Raw genomic sequence first — 17,609 nt, 5'->3', positions numbered from 1 at the left:
TCTTACGCACAGTTGGGAAAAACCCCGGATTGGCTTTCAGACTGTTTCGAGAATCGGTCGAATACCCCTGAAAAACATATGCCGTAACAGTTTTCAGAAAGGTACGTTTAGGAATAGATAACCTGCGCAAATAGTAAGCATTACCATTAACGCGCTTTTATCCTCCCACCCTTTTTGGATGCACACCCCGATGCCTGCCCTGCGCCTGACGCCCATAACCCTTGGGCTTTCTGTACTGCTGTCTGCCGGATTTGCCTGCGCTGCCACCGTCCTGCCGGAAACTTCCGTGAGCGCCGAAGCCGACGAAGACGACCCGCGCGTCAAGGAAACCAGCACCGCGACCCGCACGGCCACGCCCGTGCGCTACGTGCCCCAGGCCATCGACTCGGTCAAAACCGAGAGCCTGCGCTCCTACGGCACCAATGACCTGGGCCAGGCCTTGAGCGGTGTGCCCAACGTCAGCAGCGGCGCCGACACACGGTTCGACGGCTTGCGCATCCGCGGCTTCGACGCCAGCAACGATTTCTACCTGGACGGCATTCGCGACGACAGCCAATACGTGCGCGACCTGCACAACATCGAGCGCATCGAGGTGCTCAAAGGCCCGGCGGCCGTGTTGTACGGGCGCGGCGGCCAGGGCGGGATCGTCAACCGCGTCAGCAAGCTGCCCCAGGCCGGTCGCGCCTCCAGCATCGAAGCCCAGGGCGGCAGCAATGATTTGCGCAGCCTGTATGCCGACCTCAGCACCGACCCCACCGATACCATCAGCCTGCGCCTGAACATGGGCAATGAGGACAACAACAGTTTCCGCGATGGCGTCAGCGGCAATCGCCAACTGTTTGCACCGTCCATGAGCTGGCAACTGACCCCGGACCTGAACTGGCTGGTGCAGTACGAATACAGCCGCTACAACCGCACGCCGGACCGTGGCATTCCAGGGGTCAATGGGCGGCCGGCGGATGTCAGCCGGGGCACCACTTATGGTGACAAGCGCGATTACATCGACGACAAGTCCCAGTCCCTGCGTTCCCGGCTTGCCTATGAGTTGAATGACAGTTGGCAACTGCGCCATACGCTGGGCGTGTTCACCCTCGACAGCGACTTCGACAACACCTACGCCGTCAGCTACGACCCCAAAACCAACAAGGTCGGGCGCCAGCGCTGGCAGCAGGACTTGACCACCCGCAACATCCTCAACAACGTCGAGCTGGAAGGCGGCTTCAGCACCTTTGGCCTGGAGCATCGCTTGCTGACCGGAGTGGAGTTGGGCAACCAGCGCCGTGACCCAAAACTCTATCGGGCTCCGCTCGCCGCTGTGCCGAGCGTGGATGTGTACAACCCCAACCCGGGCTTGCGCCACTACGGTCGCCTGCCGGCCTTCAGCAGCAGCCACACCGAAGTGCAAAGCCAGGGCGTGTATGTGCAGGACCAATTGCGCCTGAACGATCAATGGCAACTGCTCGCCGGTTTGCGCTATGACCGCTTTGATGTCGAGTCCACCAACCAATTGACCAACGCCTCGGAACAGGTCGTGAGCCACAGCACCAGCCCGCGCGTGGGCCTGGTCTGGACGCCGCTGGAACACCACTCGTTCTATGCCTCGTGGAGCAAGACCTTCTCGCCCACCGGTGGCGGCCTGATCGGCATCACGCCCAACGCGGCGGGCAACGCCAACGACCTGAGCCCGGAACTGACCAGGCAGAAGGAAATCGGGGTCAAGAGCGACTGGCTCGATGACCGCTTGAGCACCACCCTGGCGGTGTATGAACTGGAACTCTACAACCGCCGCACCCGCGACCCGCTGGACCCGACCATCACCCTGCTCAGCGGCGAGCAACGCTCCCGGGGCGTGGAGTTGACCGCTGCCGGCAAGATCGTCGGCAACTGGTACGTGCGCGGTGGCGTCGGCCTGCAGGACGCCACGGTGGTGAAGGACAACAACGGTTTTGAAGGCAAGCGCATCAGCGACGTGGCCAAGCGCAATGCCAGCCTGTTCGTCACCTGGAAGCCGGAGATGGGTTGGTACGCGGAAACCGGGTTGACCCTGGTGGGTGAGCGCTATGCCGACAACCTCAACACCGTGGCCCTGCCGGGTTACGGACGCTGGGATGCACTGGCCGGGTTCCGGCAGAAAGAATGGGATGTACGGGCGGCGCTGAACAATATCAGCGACAAGACCTACTACGCCTCAGCGACCAGCGCGGCGCAGATTCAGTTTGGGGACCCGCGGAGCCTGGTGGTTACCGGAACATACAGTTTCTAAACAGCAACGCACTTTTCTGTGGCGAGGGAGCTTGCTCCCGTTGGGGTGCGAAGCGCCCCCAAAATGAGGCGACTGTGTTTTTTCAGATAGAACCCGGTGATCTGTTTTGGGGCTGCTGCGCAACCCAACGGGAGCAAGCTCCCTCGCCACAAGGTCCAGTGCAACATTGAAAAACAACCGTCAGTCTTTCATCAACTCACACAACGCCTGCACCTCATCCTCGCTGAACAGCCCCACTGGGTACCGTTCGCTCATCACCCGGCGCGGGTCGGGCGTCCTGATCTGCCTGGAACCGTTTGCCTTCAACCAGAGCGCCAGCGCATGGATCGCGTCACCGTTCACCCGCAGGGGGTGGAACGTACGCTTGTACATCAGGTTGATATCGGCATTCATTTCAGCGCTCTCTCCGACGGCTTGAGCGGCTAACTTACTCAAGGTTTATGACAGAACCGCTTAGTCATACACCGTGCTCTGTGTGGCAACAACGATACAAGAGCTATGCCAATGTGCCCGGTTTGTCGGCACATCGACACAAAAAAGCCCACGAACCTGACGGGCCGTGGGCTTGCTGTGAGCGCGCGCACAGCGGCGCGCTCGATGGCCGTTCAAACCGGCATTGGGCTGTTACAAGTGCACTCAGTTTTTGTGCGGGGCCGGCTGTTGCTGGGTCAGGCAGTGGATGTTTCCGCCCCCCAGTAACAGTTCGCGGCCAGGCACCATCACCACTTCGTGCTGCGGGAACAGGTTCTGCAGGATTTCCTTGGCACGGCTGTCCAGCGGGTCGTCGAAGCTCGGCGCGATGATGCCGCCGTTGACGATCAGGAAGTTCACGTAGGAACCCGCCAACCGCACGGTGGGATTGCGCTCTTGGGTGCCGTCTACCGGATCCACGCCTGCACATTCCTCCTCGGTGGCGTACAGCGGCCCCGGGATCGGCATTTTATGCACTGTGAACGAGCGGCCCTGGGCGTCCGTGCTGCTTTGCAGTACGTCCATGGCGGCGTGGCAGCGCGCGTAGTTCGGGTCTTGCGGGTCGTCGGTCCAGGCCAGCAACACTTCGCCCGGGCGCACATAGCAGCAGAAGTTATCCACATGCCCGTCGGTTTCGTCGTTGAACAGGCCATCCGGCAGCCAGATGATCTTATCCACCGCCAGGTTGGCGCTGAGCACCGCTTCGATTTCCTCACGGCCAAGGTGCGGGTTGCGATTGCGGTTGAGCAGGCATTCTTCGGTGGTGATCAGGGTGCCTTCGCCGTCGACGTGAATCGAGCCACCTTCCAGCACAAACCCTTCGGTGCGATAACGCGGGCTGCGTTCGATCTCGAGGATCTTGCCGCCCACCTGGGCATCACGGTTCCACGGCGAGTAAAGGCCGCCATCAAAGCCGCCCCAAGCGTTGAAGTCCCAGTTCACCCCACGCACTTCGCCGCTGTTGTTGATCACGAAGGTCGGCCCGGTGTCGCGCACCCAGGCGTCGTCGCTGGACATTTCCACCAGGCGAATATTCGGCACGTCGAGGCGCGCGCGGGCGTTTTCGTACTGGCCGGCCGAGACCGCCACGGTCACCGGCTCAAAGCGTGCGATAGCCTTGGCCACCGCCACGTGGGCAGCCTGCGCCGGCTTGCCGCCCAGGCGCCAGTTGTCCGGGCGCTCGGGCCAGATCATCCAGGTTTGGGTTTGTGGCGCCCATTCGGCAGGCATATGGAAGCCGTCGGCGCGGGGGGTGCTGTGCAAAGTGGTCATGGCGATTCAGGACTCCAGGGAACCGTCGAGGGTTTTAAGCGCACCATACAGGTTCGGACGGCGGTCGCGGAACGAACCCCAGGCGCTGCGGATGTGTTCAAGTTCATCGAGATCGAAGCGGTGCACCAGGATGCCCTCTTCGGTTTCGTTGAGTTCTGCGACTTTCTCGCCGTATTGGTTGGCAATGAAGGACGAGCCGTAGAAGGTGATGTCGTAACCGTCCTGCGCTTCATTACCGATGCGGTTACTGGCCACCAACGGCATCAGGTTGGCGCCGGCATGGCCTTGTTGCACGCGCTGCCAATGGTCGCGGGACGAGATGCGCTTGTCGTGGGGCTCGCTGCCGATGGCGGTCGGGTAGAACAGGATTTCCGCGCCTTGCAGCGCCATGCTGCGGGCAGCTTCAGGAAACCACTGGTCCCAACAGATGCCCACGCCGATCTTCGCATAGCGGGTGTTCCACACCTTGAAGCCGGTGTCGCCGGGGTTGAAGTAATACTTTTCATGGTAGCCCGGGCCGTCCGGGATGTGGCTTTTCCGATAAATCCCGAGGTTGGAGCCGTCTGCATCAATGATCGCGATGCTGTTGAAACGCGCGCGCCCGGCCAACTCGTAGAAGCTGATGGGCAGCACCACTTGCAGCTCCCGGGCGACGTTCTGGAAGTGCTTGATTGCAACGTTGTCTTCGACCGTGGTCGCCAGTTGCAGGTAGTCCGGGTTGGGTTTCTGGCAGAAGTACGGGGCCTCGAACAGCTCCTGGATCAAAATGATCTGTGCCCCCTTGGCGGCCGCCTCGCGCACACGCTTTTCAGCGGTCTCGAGATTGGCTTCAAGGTCCCAGGAACAGGCCATCTGGGTCGCGGCAACGGTAACGATACGGCTCATGAATCATCTCCTCGGCGGCGGGCACGTGGACGCCTTTATAACGGATAAAAATCGGCTTTTGAAGCTAATAGTTATCCGACCATCGAAAAATGATCATATTTTACCGATAACAATCGACTTTTTTATTACAGGCCTTCCTCTAATACCTTCGCCAGCATGTCGACGAAGAAATCCACGCTTTGCCGGGAGGTGACCATGGGCGGCTTGATCTTGAGGATGTTCAGATAGTCACCGGTGGGCTGCATGAAAATCCCCAGCTCCCGCAGCCGATCGCACAGCAGCGCAGTCTCTTCGGTGGCCGGTTCCAGGGTGTGCCGGTCGCGGACCAATTCCAACCCCAGGTAAAATCCGGAGCCATGCACCGCGCCCACCAATGGATGCTGTTCCACCAACGCCTCCAACCGTGCCTTGAAGTGCCCGCCTACCACCTGGGCGTTTTCCCACAGTTTTTCTTCCTCCATCACGTCCAGCACCGCCATGCCGATGCGGCAACTTACCGGGCTGCCGCCTGACGACGAGAAGAAGTAACCCTCGGCCTCCAGCGCCTCGGCGATTTCCCGGCGGGTGATCACCGCGCCCAACGGCTGGCCGTTGCCCATACCCTTGGCCATGGTGATGATGTCCGGCACTACGCCCTGCTCTTCAAAGCCCCAGAAAAAATGGCCCATGCGGCCGTAACCCACCTGCACTTCATCGGCGATGCACACGCCACCCTGTTCCCGAACCAGGGCGTACACCTGCTGCAAATAGCCCGGCGGCAAGGAAATCCCGCCGGCATTGCCGTACACCGGCTCACAAATGAAGCCCGCCAGTTGGCGGTTCTGCGCGGCGATTTTCGCCAGGTTGTGTTCCACGCTGCGTACATAGTCGGGCGCACTGCCCTGCCCGCGGAACTCGCCGCGATAGGTATTCGGCGCGGTCACCGGGTGCACCCAGTCCGGGCGGCTGCTCAGGGCCTGGGGGTTGTCGGCAATCGAGGTCGACACCGCGTCCGCCGCCACCGACCAGCCGTGATAGGCCTCCAGCACGCTGAGCATGTCGCGCCCGCCGCTGTAGGCCCACGCCAGGCGGATCGCCAGGTCATTGGCTTCGGTGCCGCTGTTGACCAGGAACACCCGGTCCATGGAACCCGGCGCCAGCGCCAGCAACCGCTCGGAGAATTCGGCAATTGCCGCGTAGTGGAAGCGCGAGTTGGTATTGAGCAGCGACCATTGCCGCGCCGCCACCTGGGCCATGCGCGGGTGGCCATGGCCAAGCACCGCAACGTTGTTGAGCATGTCGAGGTAGGAGCGGCCCTGCATGTCGATCAGGTGATTGCGCCAGCCGCGCTCGATGCGCGGCGGGTCGACGTAATAATGTTTTTGCGAGCGGGCGAAACTGGCGTCGCGACGGGCCAACAGGGCTTCGGGGTCCAGCTCCGGCTCGGCGTCACACGCCAGCCCCAGCAAAGTGGCCGGGGATGGGCACAGCGCTTGCCAGGCGGCGGCCCGTGAGGGCGTGCAGAACAACGGCGGCTCAAGTTCGGCGCGGCACAGTTGCACCATCAGCGGCGCCATGACCTCGCCGAGCACTTGGCCTTTAACCACCGCAGCGTCGTGCTGCAGCAAAGTCTTCACACCCCACAAACGCACACTCAACTGCGCGCTGTGCAGGCACAGCACGCCGACGGCGGCGTAGCGCAAGGTGCCGGCGAACGGCGCTTCCACCGCAGCGCCCAAGGGCATGTGCAGTTCTACGTGCAGCGGGAAAGTCTCCGGCTCGCCGGCGCTGTCGGGCTGGGTGCGGGACAGCCGGTATTGACCATAACGGCTGGCGGCCAGCCCATGAACCAGGGCCGCCTCCTCTAACAGCCGACGATCAATACCTGCCTGCTGCCAATTCCCCGCCTCGAAATGCGGGCTCAATACCCCCAGGTCGATCAGGGCGAACTCGTGCCCGACCAACCCCGGCAACAAAGGCGCGAAACCTTCGCCAGCGATGGGCGGCAACGCGACACCCACGCTGCTCAGGATCGCCGCCTCCATCACCTCAAAGGGTACCGAGGTGGCCACGTTGAAAATTTCCCACTCATGCTCGGCGTTCTTCAACAGGTAAGCGTTATCCGGGTCCAGGCCCTGCTGCTGTTCGCTGCTCAGCACCAACACCGCAGCCCGCGCGACGATCAGCGGCCACAGCGCCTGCAGCTCTTCGTGCTGCAACGGGGTAATCCCGTGGCACGCCTGGATCGCCGGCAGGATGGCGAACGGATCGCCCTCGGCATGGTGCAGCAGTGCCGCACAGGTCACCGACAGGTCGGCAATGCGCCAGGTGCGCACCAGGTCGCCGAAATCGATCACACCCTGCACCTGCCAATGCCGCTGGGCGTCGCGCTGCCACACCACGTTGTCATCGGTGATGTCCATGTGCACGGCTTGCCACGGCAGGTGATCGGCTAAAGGCCGCACGCGGCGTTCCACCTGCTCGACCACCTGCTCCAGCGCAGCCCGCTGGGGAAGGTTTTCGAGGGTCGAGAGCAAATGGGTGATCAGCTCAAGGGCATGACGCGGGTCCCATTGCAGGGTGCGTTCCAGGCCCGGATGCTCGAAACCGGCCAATGCCAGGCTCATGCGCCCGCACAGTTCGCCGAAGCCTGCGATCACTTCGCGGCCCAAATGGGGCAGATGGGTCAGCGGCTGGCCGTCGATATAATCCAGCAACCGCAGGTGCACGGTTTGCCCGGCGACGGTTTCGGTCAGCAGTTCTGCGCCGTTAAGGGACGTGATGACCTTGGGCACCCGCACATTCGAATGTTCCTGCAGATGTTTGAGGGCAGCATGCTGGGCCTGCAACTCGACGGCCGCGTAATCGCCCCGGCAGATTTTCAGCACAAAACGGCCCCGGTCACTGTCGACTCGGTAGTTGAGGTCTTGCTGGCTGCCAAGGGACTGTAACGCCCCGCCAAGGCCGTAATGCTGCTCCAGTAGCTGCGCCGCAGGCTCCGGCCCTATTTGCGGGCATGGCAGACTGGCGCGGTGAATCAACGTGGCGAGCAACATATGACGATCCCTGGTGTCTTTATCAGGCGCTTATATCGCCATTGTTGCCAGGGGTTACGCAACCCCCGTGAATGCGAGGTTTGAACATGCAAATTGGCCTCGCCCCTTGCACCACCTCGCTCCACAACTCAAGCTATGCTCCATTCGCTTAATGTCCGTCTAAGGAAAAGGGCTTCCGACATGCGCATTCTCATCACCGGCGGCGCCGGATTCATCGGTTCTGCTCTGATCCGGCACCTGATTCAACACACCGAGCACGACGTGCTCAACCTGGACAAACTGACCTATGCAGGCAACCTTGAGTCGCTGACCAGCATCGCAGCCAACAGCCGCTACGAGTTCGTCCAGGCCGACATCATCGACCAGGCCACCGTCAGCGCCGTACTGACGCGCTTTGAACCCCACGCGATCATGCATCTGGCGGCCGAGTCCCACGTGGACCGCTCCATCGACGGTCCGTCGGATTTTATCCAGACCAATATTGTCGGCACCTACAGCCTGCTGGAGGCCGCACGCGCCTATTGGCAGACGCTGGAAGAACCGGCCAAAAGTGCCTTCCGCTTCCACCACATCTCCACGGATGAAGTGTATGGCGACCTGCATGGCGTCGATGACCTGTTCACCGAAACCACGCCTTACGCCCCAAGCTCGCCGTACTCCGCCAGCAAGGCCGCGTCCGATCACCTGGTGCGCGCCTGGCAGCGCACTTACGGCCTGCCGGTGCTGCTGACCAACTGCTCGAACAACTACGGGCCGTTCCACTTCCCCGAGAAGCTGATCCCGCTGGTGATCCTCAACGCACTGGCCGGTAAACCGTTGCCGGTGTATGGCGATGGCCTGCAAGTGCGCGACTGGCTGTTCGTCGAAGACCACGCCCGTGCACTGTTCAAAGTGGTGACTGAAGGCGTGGTGGGCGAGACCTACAACATCGGCGGCCATAACGAGCAGAAGAACATCGACGTGGTGCGCAGCATCTGCGGCCTGCTGGAAGAGCTGGCACCCCAGCGCCCGGCCGGCGTCGAGAAATTCACCGACCTGATCACCTTCGTCAAGGATCGCCCGGGTCACGACCAGCGCTACGCGATTGACGCCAGCAAGATCGAACGCGAGCTGGGCTGGGTGCCCGAAGAAACCTTTGAAACCGGCCTGCGCAAAACCGTGCAGTGGTACCTCGATAACCTGGAATGGTGCCGCAGGGTCCAGGACGGCAGTTATCAGGGCGAACGACTGGGCAACACCGACATGAAGGATCTGATTGCATGATGAAGGGAATCGTATTGGCCGGTGGCTCCGGCACCCGCTTGCACCCCATTACCCTGGGCGTTTCCAAGCAGCTGCTACCGGTGTACGACAAGCCGATGATCTACTACCCGATTTCGGTGCTGATGCTGGCCGGGATCAAGGACATCCTGGTGATCTCCACCCCATTGGACCTGCCGCAGTACCGTAACCTGTTGGGCGACGGTAGCCAGTTTGGCGTGCGCTTCACCTATGCCGAACAGCCGTCCCCGGACGGACTGGCCCAGGCGTTTTTGATTGGCGAAGAATTTATCGGTGATGATCCGGTGTGCCTGATCCTGGGCGACAACATCTTCCACGGCCAGCACTTCGGCGACCAGTTGCGCACAGCGGCCGAACGCCCGTCTGGTGCCACCGTGTTCGGTTACTGGGTCAAGGACCCGGAGCGTTTCGGCGTGATCGATTTCGACAGCGAGGGCCGCGCGCTTTCCATCGAGGAAAAACCGGCCAAGCCAAAGTCGAGCTATGCGGTGACCGGCCTGTATTTCTACGACAACGACGTGATCAAGATTGCCAAGGCAGTCAAACCATCGCCGCGTGGCGAGTTGGAAATCACCGACATCAACAACGCCTACCTCCAGCGCGGCGACCTGCATGTCGAGCGCTTTGGCCGTGGCTTTGCCTGGCTCGACACCGGTACCCACGACAGCCTGCTGGAAGCGTCGACTTACGTGCAGACCATCGAGCACCGCCAGGGTCTGAAAGTGGCGTGCCTGGAAGAAATCGCTTATGAGAACCACTGGATCGACCGTGATCACTTGCTGGAGCGGGCCCAATATTTTGGCAAAACCGGCTATGGTCAATACTTGTTCACTCTCGCTGGGGAAACTAAATGAATGTAACCGCCACTGAGTTGCCCGGTGTATTGATCATAGAGCCGAAGGTTTTTGGCGATGAGCGTGGTTTTTTTTATGAGAGCTTCAACGCCCGTGCGTTCGCCCAGGCAACCGGCTTGCAACAAGCGTTTGTGCAGGACAACCACTCTCGCTCGCAAAAAGGTGTCCTGCGCGGCCTGCACTATCAGGTAGAACACGCTCAAGGCAAATTGGTACGTGTCACTGCCGGTGAAGTGCTCGACGTGGCGGTGGATATCCGTCGCAGCTCGCCGCACTTCGGCAAATGGGCGAGCGTGCGCTTGTCCGCCGAGAATAATCGCCAACTGTGGATCCCGGCGGGGTTTGCCCATGGTTTTGTGGTGCTCAGCGACTACGCCGAATTCCTCTACAAAACCACGGATTACTACACACCCTCAGCCGAACGGTGCATTCGCTGGGACGATTCAGAGCTCAACATCGACTGGCAACTGACCGGTACGCCGACCTTGTCCGCCAAGGACCAGAACGGCAAGAGCCTGAAAGAAGCCGATGTATTCCCATGAGCACTCCATTGAAAATCCTCATCAGCGGCCAACACGGCCAGGTCTCCCGGGAGCTGCAACAACGCCTCCAGGGCCTGGGCGAGTTGATCGTGCTGGGCCGCGACCAGCTTGACCTGACGCATCCCGAGCAAATCCGACAGCAAGTACGCCTCCATCGCCCGGGCCTGATCATCAATGCCGCCGCCCACACCGCCGTCGATCAAGCCGAGAGCGAACCGGACGTGGCATTCGCCATCAACGCTACCGCCCCCGGCATCTTCGCCGAGGAAGCCAAGGCGCTAGGCATCCCGCTGATCCACTACTCCACCGACTACGTGTTCGACGGCAGCAAGCCCGCGCCCTACAACGAGGACGACGTCACCCACCCGTTGGGCGTCTACGGCGCGAGCAAGCTGGCAGGTGAACAGGCGATCGCCGCCGTCGGTGGCGAACACCTGATTCTGCGCACCAGTTGGGTCTACTCGACCCACGGCAAGAACTTCCTGCTGACCATGCAACGCCTGCTGCAGGAAAAACCGCAGATGCGCATCGTTGCCGACCAGATCGGCGCACCGACCTGGGCCGGAACCATTGCCAACAGCACCCGCGCGCTGATCGAACGCTGGCAAGCGGGCCAGGCCGGAGAGTGGGGTGTCTATCACCTGACTGCCCAGGGCGAGACCTCCTGGTTCGGCTTTGCCCAGGCCATCGGCGAGCAACTGCGGGCCAGCGGCCACGCCTGCGCCGAACTGGAAGCGATTCCCTCCAGCGCCTATCCGACGCCCGCCAAGCGCCCGCTGAACTCGCGCCTGGATTGCAGCCGCCTGCAACAACAGTGGCACGTCTCGCAGCCGCAATGGCACGACGCATTGCGCGAGTGTCTTGCCGGGCAGGCGTAGGCATAATGCGCCTGTACCCACAGGCGCACGACTCCCATGACTCCACCCCTTCCGCGAAGACCCCGCTGGCGCAGCCTGGCCTTGCTGGCGCTGTGCCTGGCACCGCTGTTGTGGCCGCTGGAGCACTTGGCCGAGCGCTATTACCGCAGTGAACTGGCCGGGCAGAACCGCCAGACGCTGGACCTGTACGTCGCCAACCTGCTGGGCACCCTGCACCGCTACGAAGTGTTGCCGCAAATCCTCGGCGACCTGCCCGCCCTGCGCACCGCGATCGACGCCCCTCACGTCAGCACCAACCTGGTCAACGCCAACCTCCTGCTCAAGAACGTCGCCGCCCAGGCCGGGGTGGAAGTGATGTACCTGATGGACACCACCGGCAAGACCCTCGCCGCGTCCAACTGGGACAAACAGGACAGCTTTGTCGGGCGTAACTTTTCCTTCCGCCCGTACTTCAGCGAAGCCATGGCCGGGCGCCTGGGGCGCTTCTTCGGCCTGGGCACCACCTCGGCCAAGCGCGGCTATTTCTTCGCCGCCGCCGTGCGCGACGGCGACACGATCATCGGCGTGCTGGTGGTCAAGGTCGACCTGGACCACACCGAGAGCCTGTGGGGCAACACCCCCGAACAATTGCTGGTGACCGACCACAACGGCGTGGTCATCCTCACCTCGCGCCCGCAATGGCGATTCCGCGCGACCCGGCCGCTGACGGATGAAGAACGCCGGGCCATCATCGCCATCCAGCCCTACCCGACCCGCGACCCGCAGCCACTGAACCTCAGCGCCACGGCCTGGGTGCGCCAGGCCACCGACATTGCCGAAACGGGCTGGAAGGTCGAGATTCTTGCCCCGCGCACCCTGATCAGCCGCCCGGTGCGCACGGTGGTTGCCGTGGGTGGCGCCACCTTGCTGGTACTGATGTTATTGCTCGGCCTGATGATGCAGCGCCGTCGTCATTACCTGGAGCGCATCGCCTTCGAAGCCAAGGCCCGCCGCGAGCTGGAAATGCGCGTGATCGAGCGGACCAGCGACCTGGAAGGCCTCAACCGCCGGCTGAAACAGGAAGTGCTGGAGCGTGAACAGGCCCAGCAGGAACTGGTGCGCGCCCAGGATGATTTGGTACAGGCCGGCAAACTGTCGGCGTTGGGCACCATGTCGGCGAGTATCAGCCACGAACTCAACCAGCCGCTGGCGGCGATTCGCAGCTACGCGGAAAACGCCGAGATTTTGCTCGACCATGAGCGCACCGACGACGCCCGTGGCAACCTCAAGCTGATCAGTGAATTGACCGGGCGCATGGCCTCGATCATCGCCCACTTGCGCGCCTTCGCCCGGCGCGACCGGCATGCCCCGGAAAGCGTGGCCCTGCAACCAGCCCTGGATGATGCGCTGGCGTTGCTGGCCAAGCGCAGGCGGTCCATGGAAGTCGAATTAATCCGCGACCTGCCCGAGGCCACCTTGTGGGTGGCGGCCGGGGAAACCCGCCTGCGCCAGGTGCTGGGCAACCTGTTGGCCAACGCCCTCGACGCCCTCACCGAAAAAGGCCCGCCGCGCAAACTCTGGCTGAGTGCCCAAACCACCGAACAGGGCGTCAACCTGTACATTCGCGACAACGGCCCGGGTTTCTGCATGGAAGCCCTGGGCCGCGCCAGCGAGCCCTTCTACACCACCAAGACCCGCACCCAGGGCCTGGGGTTGGGCCTGGCGATCTGCGACACCCTGATGCGCGCCTTCGGCGGTGAACTGTTGTTCGCCAACCACAAGGAAGGTGGCGCGCTGTTAACCTTGAAACTGCGCGCCGGAGCACCGGGTGTCAGTCTGCAACCGTCCGAGGACCGCAGTGTATGAGTATCGATAACCAGATTCAGGTGGTGTTGATCGACGATGATCCACACCTGCGTCAGGCCCTGTGCCAGACCCTGGACCTGGCCGGGCTGAAAGTCCTGACCCTCGGCGAAGCCCAGGGCCTGACTGCGCGCCTGTCCCGGGATTGGCCGGGCGTGGTGGTAAGCGACATCCGCATGCCCGGCATGGACGGCCTTGAGCTGCTGCGGGAGCTTCACGCCCAGGACCCGGAGCTGCCGGTGTTGCTGATCACCGGCCACGGCGACGTACCGCTGGCGGTGCAGGCCATGCGGACCGGCGCCTATGACTTCCTGGAAAAACCCTTCGCCAGCGACGCCTTGCTCGACAGCGTGCGCCGCGCCCTGGCCCTGCGCCGCCTGGTACTGGACAACCGCAGCCTGCGCCTGGCCCTCAGCGACCGCCAGCAATTGAGCACGCGCCTGGTGGGGCACTCACCGCAGATGCTGCGCCTGCGCGAGCAAATTGGTGCGCTGGCGGCGACCAAGGCTGACGTACTGATCCTCGGCGAGACCGGCGCCGGCAAGGAAGTGGTGGCGCGTGCGCTGCACGACCTGTCGAACCGCCGCACAGGGCCGTTTGTGGCAATCAACGCCGGCGCCCTGGCTGAGTCAGTGGTGGAGAGCGAGTTGTTCGGGCATGAGCCGGGGGCCTTCACCGGGGCCCAGAAGCGGCGCATCGGCAAGTTCGAATTCGCCAACGGCGGCACGCTGTTTCTCGACGAAATCGAAAGCATGAGCCTGGATGTGCAGGTCAAGCTGCTGCGGCTGCTGCAGGAGCGCGTGGTGGAGCGCCTGGGCGGTAATCAGTTGATCCCGCTGGATATCCGCATCATCGCCGCCACCAAGGAAGACCTGCGCCAGTCTGCCGACCAGGGGCGCTTCCGGGCCGACTTGTATTACCGCCTCAACGTCGCGCCGCTGCGCATTCCACCGCTGCGGGAGCGGGGTGAGGATGCGCTGATGCTGTTCCAGCACTTTGCCGACGAAGCCAGCACCCGCCACGGGCTGCCGATGAAAGAGCTGCAACCGGGGCAACGTGCGCTGTTATTGCGTCACAGCTGGCCGGGCAATGTGCGGGAACTGCAAAACGCCGCCGAGCGCTTTGCCCTGGGCCTGGAACTGGCGCTGGACAGCACGCAAGACAATCCATCGGCTGGCGTCCTGACCAGCACACCCGGTGGATTGAGCGAACAGGTCGAACAGTTCGAAAAAAGCCTGATCGCCGCCGAACTCGCGCGCACCCACAACTCCATGCGCAGCCTCGCCGAGGCCCTGGGTGTGCCGCGTAAAACCCTGCACGACAAACTGCGCAAGCACGGGCTGAACTTCGCCGACAGCGGCAACAGCCACGCTGACGACGAATGACCCTTTTCCACCTGCCACGAGGCCACCATGAGTCGCGATAGCCGTTACCTGGAATCGATCCTTCACCATGACATTCCCCTGACCCGGGAAATGGGCCTCAAAGTGCTCGACTGGCAGGACCGGCAACTGCAACTGCGCTTGCCGCTGGACGCCAACATCAACCACAAGAGCACCATGTTTGGTGGCAGCCTGTATTGCGGCGCCGTACTGGCGGGTTGGGGTTGGCTGCATTTGCAGTTGCGCGAAGAAGGGATCGAAGACGGGCATATCGTGATTCAGGAAGGGCAGATCAGTTACCCGCTACCGGTGACCACTGATGCCACGGCGGTGTGCCAGGCACCGGATGAAAAGGTGTGGAAGCGGTTTGTGGCGACCTATAAGCGCTATGGCCGGGCGCGGTTGGCGCTGGAGACGTGGATCGTCAATGAAGGCAGTGAAGAGCGGGCTGTGGCGTTTACCGGGCAGTACGTCCTGCACCGCTAGAAGCCATTACCCATAACCACTGTGGGAGCTGGCTTGCCTGCGATAGCGTACTGTCAGTCGATATTTTTGTTGGCTGGCCCACCGCTATCGCAGGCAAGCCAGCTCCCACAATTGATCGGTGTTTGGTTTAAGACCGGGCCAGAGTCAGCAGCCGCTCACGCCACTCCGCTTTAGCCGGCAGTGCCAAAAAGAACGGGTTCAACAACGACTCCCGCGCCGGATAGCTGAACGGCTGTCCATCCAGTTCCAGCACTTCACCACCCGCCCCTTCCAGCACGCCTTGTGCCGCGGCGGTGTCCCACTGCGAGGTCGGCGCCAGACGCGGGTAGCAATCGGCACTGCCCTCAGCCAACAGGCAGAACTTCAACGAGCTGCCGATATTTGCCAGCTTCAACTCACCCAATCCCACACTCAAACCCGCCAGCAAACGCTCCTGCTCGGGGCTGGTATGCCGACGGCTGGCAACCACGGTAAACGCTTCACCCGCCGCAGGCGTCTGGCGCACCTGAATCTGCCTGGGCGGCTCGCTCACATCCGAACGCCAGGCGCCCAGCCCCGCACCGCCGAAGTAGCAACGGCCGCTGGTGGGCATCGATACCACGCCAAACACCACCCGACCCTGTTCGATCAACGCGATGTTGACGGTGAACTCCTCGCTGCCGGAGATGAACTCCTTGGTACCGTCCAGCGGGTCCACCAGCCACCAGCGCTGCCACCCGGCGCGCACGCTCTGGTCGATATCGGCGTCTTCTTCCGACAGCACCGGAATGCTCGGGTCCAGGGCAGTCAGCCCGGCCAGAATCAGGTGGTGGGCAGCGAGGTCGGCGGCGGTGACCGGTGAATCATCGGTCTTGGTAGTCACCGCGACATCGGCGCGCCAATACGGCAGGATGACCTCACCGGCCTGGCGGGCCAGTTCAATCACAGGGGCAATAAACGGGTGACCCAGGAACAGTTCGCTCATGGCTGGAACGCCCCACGTTGAGTCAATAAGTCGCGTACCAGGTACAGCGCCGCCAAGGCGCGGCCCTCGCTGAACTGCTCGTTTTGTGCCAACTGCGAGAGCTCCCGCAGGTTGACCCGGTCGACGCGCATCGGCTCCGGCTCGTCGCCCTCAAGGCGTTCTTCATACAGCTCGGTGGCCAGTACCACCTGGATTTTCTGGCTCATGTAGCCGGGGGACAGCGACAGCTCGGTAATGTGCTCCAACTGGCGGGCGCCATAGCCGGCTTCTTCCTTGAGCTCACGGTCGGCGGCCGCCAACACGTCTTCACCCGGCTCGATCAGGCCCTTGGGCAATGACAACTCATACTCATCAGTGCCGCCGCAATACTCTTCGATCAGCAGCGCATGGTCCGCGTCAATCATTGCCACGATCATCACCGCACCATAACCGGCCCCTCGGCCCACCAGACGCTCGTAGGTCCGCTCCACGCCATTGGAAAAGCGCAATTGCACTTCCTCCACGCGGAACAAACGGCTACTGGCGACTATTTCGCGGGCGAGGACGGTGGGTTTCTGGCGCATGAGCGGCTCCTTGGCGTGATCGGGTTACTATACCGTGGCTTTTCCGATTGTCTGTGTCGGATATCTTTTCTTACATGAGTGTTCTTTATGCCTCCATTGCCCTGGCACGCCATCGACACCGTCTTGCTGGACATGGACGGCACCTTGCTCGACCTGCACTTCGACAACCATTTCTGGATGGAGCACCTGCCCCAGCGCTATGCCGAGCTGCATGGTGTGAGCCGGGCCATGGCCGAGATGGAGCTGCAGCCACTGTTTGAGCGTAACGCCGGACAGTTGCAATGGTATTGCCTGGACTTCTGGAGTGCGGAGCTGAAAATTCCGGTGCGCGAACTCAAGCTGGAAACCGCGCACCTGATCGCCTTGCGCCCAGACGCCGATACCTTCCTGGCCGCCATCAAACAGGCGGGCAAACGGGTGATCCTGATTACCAACGCCCATCGGGATTCGCTGTCGTTGAAGCTGGAACGCATCGAGCTGGCGCCTTATTTCGAGCGGCTGATCAGTTCCCATGACTATGGGTTTGCCAAGGAAAACCCGCAGTTCTGGGACGCGCTGCAAGCCGACATCGCCTTCGACCCGGCCCGCAGCCTGTTTATCGACGACACCTTGCCGATCCTGCGCAGCGCTCGGGATTTTGGCGTGGGGCACTTGCTGGCGGTGAAAGAACCAGACAGCCGGAAGGGGCCCAAGGACACGGCGGAGTTTGCGGCGGTTGGGGATTACCGGGAACTGATTGTAGGTTTGTGACAACGCTGAAGATCCAAGGTGGGAGCGGGCTTGCTCGCGAATGCGCAGTACCAGTCGGCCTATTCGGTACTGATACACCGCTTTCGCGAGCAAGCCCGCTTGTATGCTAGGACTTGAAGGGAGGAGGAGGGACAAAGCCCG

General features: G+C 62.2%; 15 protein-coding genes. 9 read left to right on the top strand and 6 right to left on the bottom strand.

The annotated features are described in order from the left end of the window. Positions 1 to 190 precede the first annotated feature (190 nt). Positions 191 to 2,263 carry a TonB-dependent siderophore receptor gene (locus HX855_RS02590; protein WP_177088776.1) on the top strand — a complete coding sequence of 691 codons (2,073 nt, stop codon included), beginning with the start codon at positions 191 to 193 and terminating at the stop codon, positions 2,261 to 2,263. A gap of 180 nt (positions 2,264 to 2,443) precedes the next feature. On the opposite strand, the gene HX855_RS02585 is transcribed toward HX855_RS02590, so the two are convergent. From HX855_RS02585 to HX855_RS02570, 4 genes are all read right to left on the bottom strand, one after another. Further along, positions 2,444 to 2,656 carry a hypothetical protein gene (locus HX855_RS02585; protein WP_177088777.1) on the bottom strand — a complete coding sequence of 71 codons (213 nt, stop codon included), beginning with the start codon at positions 2,654 to 2,656 and terminating at the stop codon, positions 2,444 to 2,446. Positions 2,657 to 2,899: 243 nt separating this feature from the next. Beyond that, complete coding sequence (gene aguA / locus HX855_RS02580) at positions 2,900 to 4,006, bottom strand: agmatine deiminase (RefSeq protein ID WP_177088778.1); 1,107 nt, start codon at positions 4,004 to 4,006, stop codon at positions 2,900 to 2,902. A 6-nt stretch (positions 4,007 to 4,012) separates the two neighbouring features. Then, on the bottom strand, positions 4,013 to 4,891 hold the full coding sequence (aguB, locus tag HX855_RS02575; RefSeq protein ID WP_177088779.1) for an N-carbamoylputrescine amidase: 879 nt from the start codon (positions 4,889 to 4,891) through the stop codon (positions 4,013 to 4,015). A gap of 125 nt (positions 4,892 to 5,016) precedes the next feature. Continuing rightward, complete coding sequence (locus HX855_RS02570; protein WP_177088780.1) at positions 5,017 to 7,926, bottom strand: aminotransferase; 2,910 nt, start codon at positions 7,924 to 7,926, stop codon at positions 5,017 to 5,019. Between the two features lie 180 nt (positions 7,927 to 8,106). Here HX855_RS02570 and rfbB point away from each other — a divergent pair, with 180 nt between their 5' ends. From rfbB to HX855_RS02535, 7 genes are read left to right on the top strand one after another with little or no spacing between them, the layout of a single operon-like run. Beyond that, positions 8,107 to 9,189: a dTDP-glucose 4,6-dehydratase gene (gene rfbB / locus HX855_RS02565; RefSeq protein WP_177088781.1), complete on the top strand. Its 1,083-nt coding sequence runs from the start codon at positions 8,107 to 8,109 to the stop codon at positions 9,187 to 9,189. Further along, on the top strand, positions 9,186 to 10,061 hold the full coding sequence (gene rfbA / locus HX855_RS02560; RefSeq protein ID WP_177088782.1) for a glucose-1-phosphate thymidylyltransferase RfbA: 876 nt from the start codon (positions 9,186 to 9,188) through the stop codon (positions 10,059 to 10,061). The genes rfbB and rfbA overlap by 4 nt, the downstream gene beginning before the upstream one ends. After that, entirely contained in the window at positions 10,058 to 10,603 is a 546-nt protein-coding gene (rfbC, locus tag HX855_RS02555) for a dTDP-4-dehydrorhamnose 3,5-epimerase (RefSeq protein ID WP_177088783.1), read from the top strand. Before rfbA ends, rfbC begins: the two co-directional genes overlap by 4 nt. Then, positions 10,600 to 11,481, top strand: a complete 882-nt coding sequence (rfbD, locus tag HX855_RS02550; protein WP_177088784.1) for a dTDP-4-dehydrorhamnose reductase — start codon at positions 10,600 to 10,602, stop codon at positions 11,479 to 11,481. The genes rfbC and rfbD overlap by 4 nt, the downstream gene beginning before the upstream one ends. Before the next feature lie 36 nt (positions 11,482 to 11,517). Continuing rightward, the gene (locus HX855_RS02545; RefSeq protein ID WP_177088785.1) at positions 11,518 to 13,326 is read left to right on the top strand and encodes an ATP-binding protein; all 1,809 of its coding nucleotides are present in this window, start codon (positions 11,518 to 11,520) and stop codon (positions 13,324 to 13,326) included. Then, on the top strand, positions 13,323 to 14,708 hold the full coding sequence (locus HX855_RS02540) for a sigma-54 dependent transcriptional regulator (protein ID WP_177088786.1): 1,386 nt from the start codon (positions 13,323 to 13,325) through the stop codon (positions 14,706 to 14,708). Before HX855_RS02545 ends, HX855_RS02540 begins: the two co-directional genes overlap by 4 nt. 27 nt (positions 14,709 to 14,735) lie before the next feature. Further along, complete coding sequence (locus HX855_RS02535) at positions 14,736 to 15,191, top strand: YiiD C-terminal domain-containing protein (protein ID WP_177088787.1); 456 nt, start codon at positions 14,736 to 14,738, stop codon at positions 15,189 to 15,191. 127 nt (positions 15,192 to 15,318) lie between these two features. On the opposite strand, the gene cysQ is transcribed toward HX855_RS02535, so the two are convergent. Beyond that, on the bottom strand, positions 15,319 to 16,155 hold the full coding sequence (gene cysQ, locus HX855_RS02530; protein ID WP_177088788.1) for a 3'(2'),5'-bisphosphate nucleotidase CysQ: 837 nt from the start codon (positions 16,153 to 16,155) through the stop codon (positions 15,319 to 15,321). Further along, the gene (gene nudE, locus HX855_RS02525) at positions 16,152 to 16,718 is read right to left on the bottom strand and encodes an ADP compounds hydrolase NudE (RefSeq protein ID WP_177088789.1); all 567 of its coding nucleotides are present in this window, start codon (positions 16,716 to 16,718) and stop codon (positions 16,152 to 16,154) included. The genes cysQ and nudE overlap by 4 nt, the downstream gene beginning before the upstream one ends. An 87-nt stretch (positions 16,719 to 16,805) precedes the next feature. Between nudE and yrfG the strand changes: the two genes are divergently transcribed. Further along, complete coding sequence (gene yrfG, locus HX855_RS02520; RefSeq protein ID WP_177088790.1) at positions 16,806 to 17,468, top strand: GMP/IMP nucleotidase; 663 nt, start codon at positions 16,806 to 16,808, stop codon at positions 17,466 to 17,468. The last annotated feature ends 141 nt before the right edge of the window (positions 17,469 to 17,609 follow it).

It is taken from the genome of Pseudomonas sp. IPO3778, from assembly GCF_013386825.1.
GTDB lineage: Bacteria > Pseudomonadota > Gammaproteobacteria > Pseudomonadales > Pseudomonadaceae > Aquipseudomonas.
This window is presented reverse-complemented; position numbering and strand designations above follow the sequence as displayed.